The organism is Streptococcus sp. 27098_8_76 (assembly GCF_041432315.1).
Classification (GTDB): domain Bacteria; phylum Bacillota; class Bacilli; order Lactobacillales; family Streptococcaceae; genus Streptococcus.
In genome coordinates this window covers 1-4,954 of record NZ_JAPVZI010000024.1, presented here as the reverse complement: position 1 = coordinate 4,954, position 4,954 = coordinate 1, and the positions used below count along the sequence as shown (strand labels likewise).

Genomic DNA, 4,954 nt, shown 5'->3' with positions numbered 1-4,954 from the left:
AGATGTAAACCCTTAATTTCTTGTGGGCCTCTGCCCACACCTGACCAGCGTACGACGCTGGACTCGGCCTCTGGAAGAAATGATTTTTAATTTTCTTCGTCTGGCTTGTTCAAACTAGCACAACGATAATCTTGCGCAAGGTACGCTACGCTTTACTCCTTGACGCGTCGATTTGATCGTCGTGCTTTTACGTTTGCGCCGACGGAAGAAAATTTTAAAAATCAACAATCAACGCTCAAAACGTGGAGGAACAATCTCCGGAGGGTCAATGTTTCCTCCGTCAGAGTCTGCTTGCAATTCATTGACGGCTTCAACAAAATCTTGCGTGATTTTTTCATCGTCAATGAAATCCAAGACAAATTTTTCAATCTCTTCGTCGTTCATAATCTCACCTACTTTCTATATCTTCATGCTTTAAGTATATCACAATAAATGTACACTGTCAAGAATATGTGCATTGTAATTTTTGATAAAAGTGCCTTTAATAGTTGATTTAAACAAGCAAACAATGTACAATATATCTATAACATGTAACAAAAAGGGGGTTCCAAATGGAAAACTATACAACTCTAACCCAATTCATAAAAGAACAATGTACAAGATTCGAAATTCCAAATACAGAAAAAAATCAAAGAAAATTACGAATTAAATTTACAAGAGCACTCAGAGAACTAGATATTTGGGATAATGCAGAAAGTAAACTAATCGGACGTAAACACACGAAAGTATTTACTCCTCAACAACTACAACAATTATATCGCAAAGTAGAATCTTATCTACTTAAACATAGCAATATTGATATTGAAGAACTAGAAGAATATCGTCAAAATGTTGAACAATACATAGAAGACATAAGAAATCAGACAAATGAAAGTCACCAGCAACAACTTGAAGAAGAACAATATGAACCGCCAAAAGTTACCAAAAGGGAAGCCATGGAAGTCATGCTGACCGCTTTATTTGAAAAATTTTTTGAACCGCTCGACATTGAGCAATGGAACAAAGATAAAGCGACAACTCATTTTGCAGAATTATCAGATATGACTGATACTGATTATATACTCGCTTGTATGAGATTAAATAATCCAGTACAATCATATACTCAAGAAAGATGATATAATAGAGATAACATTTAGATATAAAAGGTGATATCATGGCAGAAAACAAACAGGTACAAATCATAATACGTACCACACAAAAAGAAAAAGCTATAATCACACAAAAGGCAAAAGATAAAGGTATCTCTGTAAATGAATTTATTAAAAGAATCATTCTAGGAGAAGATATCAACGATAATATCAATGATAACAAAAATGATATCACTGATGATATCATTGAAATCTTAAAAGACCAGTTGAAAACAAAAGATATGCAAATCGCAAATCTTCAACAAATTATCTATAACCGTGATACAAAACTAATAGAAACATCCAAAAAATGGTGGGAATTTTGGAAATAAAATCTTACACGTCTAAGATTTTTAAATCTAAAAATTCATCTAAAATTTTTATCTGTTGCTTCAAATCAATTAACTGATTTTCAATAGTTGTATAATCAGCATCTAAATCTAAAGCTATTGCTTTTCTTTTAATATTTAAAATCATATCTCTCATAACTAAAATTTTAGCATGAAAGATATGACTTTTTTTTATTATTCCTATTCTGTTTATTTTTTATGCTCATCTGACTGCAAACCCATTTTATACGCTTTTTCAAAGCATTTAAGGTCATTTAGATGATATGTATGCAAATCAGTCACAGCAAAGGAAAGCGGGGTCTCGTCTGTCTTTCCGTCGGATATATAAAATCCTCTAAAACGTTCAACTCCGCCTTTTGTCGCAACCTCACCGTCAAACGCCATGCGTTGCGTTTCTGCATTCGCAGAACCTAATAATATTTTGGTCGCAAACTGACTTCTGATGTCACTTGAAAGCGTGGTATCAGTTTTCGGGCTTTGCGTTGCGACGATACAAAACACGGATACAGACCGCCCTTTTTGGACGATTTGAGTGAGTAGAGCCAAAAACTCTTTTTTCTGTTTACTGTCCATACTTGCAACAGCTGAGCCGATTTCATCAGCGACGACAACGATTGGAGTCAAACCGATATCGTAGCCACGCAAGCCGATTTTTTGCTGTTTTTTGACAGCTTTAGCGACGATTTTTTGTCGTCTTCTCAGCTCATCGCAAACGTATCTCAGCAGTTCCAAAATCGGTTCAGTATCTTCTTGAATTCGTTCCGACGGATAGAACTCTTGAAAGGCTGAAAATTCGCTCTTAGGGTCGATAAAATACACTTCAGAACCGTTCAAAAACAGTTGCAAGAGTATTGAGAAAAGCAAACTACTTTTACCACTTCCCGATTTCCCCCACGCTATTAAATGCGGTTTATCAGCAAGATTTATAATCAAATCATTCTGCAACTTGATTTCGTGGCTCTTTCGCTTCATCTCTTCAAGGCTCTTTGGTCGCCAAGTTTTATCCGAGCCTTTATCTTCAAGTACAAATTTATAGTACAGACCGTCGTCTGTAATACGACTTGAAACGACCGCATAAGCGCCTAATTTTCCTCGAAAGCTTGCGTTTATATCCTCAGTCAATTTGTCGATATCATACATTCCTGGGAGCTTTTCCACGGTCACTTTTACGTGAGAGGGTAGGCTTGCGCCTACCCTCACTCTCGGAACAGCGATGTGTGGAGTATCGCGCAGTTGATTGACTGACATCGTTGCGAGTAAACTCTTTGTGATTGCTCGTTCTGCTCCTTTTTGCGTGATGTACGTTTTGATTGACTTCGCTTTGATCACTGATTTCATCAGTGAATACGCTCGTACAATCATCAAAACGCACACAAGCGACCAAAGAGCAAACTGAACAGCTTTAATAGAGATAATCAATCCGATTATGGAGGACAAAACAGCTAAAGATACAACTAGCAACCACCAGAACCAAAACAGACGGTACAGCGGTATTTTGTACACGTTTTGAGCGTTCTTTTTATAGATGACTGCCATTATTCGCCACCTCGCTCTTTTTCTATTTTGATACCAAGTAAAAATTTAGTCAGATAGTCGTTAATTATTTCGTCTGACTTGTTTCGTGTATCTGAAATTATTCGGCTCTGCTTTTTCGATAGCTCGTTAGGTTTTTTTGCCTTACGAAGCAAGTCATAGATATCAAATCCGCGCTCTTGTCCGATTTTTTCTAGTACGTTTAAACTCGGTAAAACCGCCACTCTGAGCCATTCAAGAGTTTCAGCAAGCATGACATCGCGCTCTGGTAAGTCGAAGCCTTTTCTTTCATCGTACTGCAAAAAATCTTCCCACCATTTAGTTTTATACCACCGATTTTTATTCTTGCCCCTCGGGGTTAAAATTTCTAGGAGATTTCGGAGCGAGGTTTTGAAAATTTTATCAATACTTTCACCTTTTAAGATATCTTCAACAATGCTATTTGTATAGTTTTTTGAAAAACTTATCTCGTAACGTTGCCAAGTTTCTTTACCCGTTTTTTTCCAATATTCACGGACATCAGACGTTACGAGTTGATTCTTGTCAAGGTATTGTGCTAGCTTATCATAAAACCTAGCATACACATTCCCGCGACTGCCGCTCGCGGTGCGAGCGTTGCCGAGGTATATACTTTCGCCCAACTTCTGACCATTTTGGTCTGAGGTTTTAACAATATTGTACGAACGTTTTGATGAGCGATAATGCCCCTTTTTCAATTTCTTTTCGATATCGTCAAATTTAACGAGTTCATCATAATCATCTAATGCGATATCAATACGCGTTATATTTACCGAGGGTTTATCTTCTTCATCTTTTGGTTTTGGCTTGTTTTTCGGCTCATACGTCGTTAAAATCGTAAATATTTTAACCCAGTCATTATCATTACGAAGTGCTAAATCAGTAGAACCTTGACCCGTAAACACGACGTTCATTGTTTTTGAGCTATTTTTACGAACGGGATTTTTTTCATTCGTGTAATCGTTCCAAAACACATTCACATAGTTCCCAAGAGTTGCACCTTGATTGTAAAAGTTTTTCCCAGAGATATCTTTGCCAAATTCTTCAGCAAAATCATAACCGAGCAATTCTAAGATATTTTCATCTAGTGTATTTGTTGGTTCATCATCGTAACATCTAACCGAAAACGAGAGCCAGTCTATTTTGTATTTTTGCATGTTTATATATCCTTAATTGTCAAAATTTTTAAAAGTGCCAAATTGTATCTAAAGCCCTGTCATTCTAGGGATTTCAGCACCTCACGATGTACGTGGTGCCCCCATGATTATTGAGGGGGGCTTACCAGTGGGAGCGAAGCTCCCACTGTCCCACGTTATCGGCTAATATTCAACAATCTGACCTTTCTGTTCAATGAAAATCATATTTGCTGACTTAATGTCGTAACCAAAGCCCACGACCTTATAAGAGCCCAAGAGCTCAAATTTTCGCTCTTCTTGAAGAACAATTTTAACCATTTTCCCAGTTGCAAATTCAACGAAAGAGTAAGTATACCCATCCGAAACATCGGAACGCTTATCCTTGCCATTTTCGTCTTTGATTTTATTTCCTAAATCATCTTTCAATTTTGGAAAATGTTGACTCGGCTTAATTCCTACGTCGATTACAACGACGTTACTAAATAAAGTTAAGTTTGCAGTTTTGTTTTTGCTCTCTTGAAGAGCTTTCAATTTATCGATTTGTGACATAAAAAAATGTCCTTTCTTTTAAGATTTTGCTTACTCATTCCGCAAACCTCTCAAAAGAAAAGACACTCAAATTTTTATAAAATTATATGATTGACTTTAGAAAGCCAATTTGATATAATTTCTTTAGTTTGAAAATATTTGAGGTCTTACGAGAAGCTTGGCGGCAATAGTAAGACTTTTTTTGTGTCTGTCAGTAGTTTGAAAACTAACAGACACTTTTTATTTTACATCAATTTTTTTT

7 protein-coding genes are annotated in these 4,954 nt (G+C 36.5%); 2 read left to right on the top strand and 5 right to left on the bottom strand.

Annotation, left to right across the window (positions count from 1 at the left end):
* Positions 1-228: 228 nt before the first annotated feature.
* Positions 229-384, bottom strand: coding sequence for a hypothetical protein (locus tag O3636_RS10550; protein ID WP_160312969.1), 156 nt, complete (start codon positions 382-384; stop codon positions 229-231).
* A gap of 167 nt (positions 385-551) precedes the next feature.
* Here O3636_RS10550 and O3636_RS10545 point away from each other — a divergent pair, with 167 nt between their 5' ends.
* Both O3636_RS10545 and O3636_RS10540 read left to right on the top strand, forming a co-directional pair.
* The gene (locus O3636_RS10545; RefSeq protein WP_371643093.1) at positions 552-1,115 is read left to right on the top strand and encodes a hypothetical protein; all 564 of its coding nucleotides are present in this window, start codon (positions 552-554) and stop codon (positions 1,113-1,115) included.
* Positions 1,116-1,153: 38 nt separating this feature from the next.
* The gene (locus O3636_RS10540; RefSeq protein ID WP_371643091.1) at positions 1,154-1,459 is read left to right on the top strand and encodes a hypothetical protein; all 306 of its coding nucleotides are present in this window, start codon (positions 1,154-1,156) and stop codon (positions 1,457-1,459) included.
* A gap of 4 nt (positions 1,460-1,463) precedes the next feature.
* Here the strand turns inward: O3636_RS10540 and O3636_RS10535 are convergent, their stop codons facing one another.
* The 4 genes from O3636_RS10535 to O3636_RS10520 all read right to left on the bottom strand — a co-directional run bounded on the left by O3636_RS10535 (position 1,464) and on the right by O3636_RS10520 (position 4,713).
* Entirely contained in the window at positions 1,464-1,613 is a 150-nt protein-coding gene (locus O3636_RS10535) for a hypothetical protein (RefSeq protein ID WP_371643089.1), read from the bottom strand.
* 53 nt (positions 1,614-1,666) lie between these two features.
* Positions 1,667-3,013, bottom strand: coding sequence for an FtsK/SpoIIIE domain-containing protein (locus tag O3636_RS10530; protein ID WP_371643087.1), 1,347 nt, complete (start codon positions 3,011-3,013; stop codon positions 1,667-1,669).
* A complete protein-coding gene (locus tag O3636_RS10525) occupies positions 3,013-4,185 on the bottom strand; it encodes a replication initiation factor domain-containing protein (protein ID WP_371643085.1) in 1,173 nt (390 codons plus the stop codon). Before O3636_RS10525 ends, O3636_RS10530 begins: the two co-directional genes overlap by 1 nt.
* Positions 4,186-4,347: 162 nt before the next feature.
* On the bottom strand, positions 4,348-4,713 hold the full coding sequence (locus O3636_RS10520; RefSeq protein ID WP_261149604.1) for a hypothetical protein: 366 nt from the start codon (positions 4,711-4,713) through the stop codon (positions 4,348-4,350).
* Between the last annotated feature and the right edge of the window lie 241 nt (positions 4,714-4,954).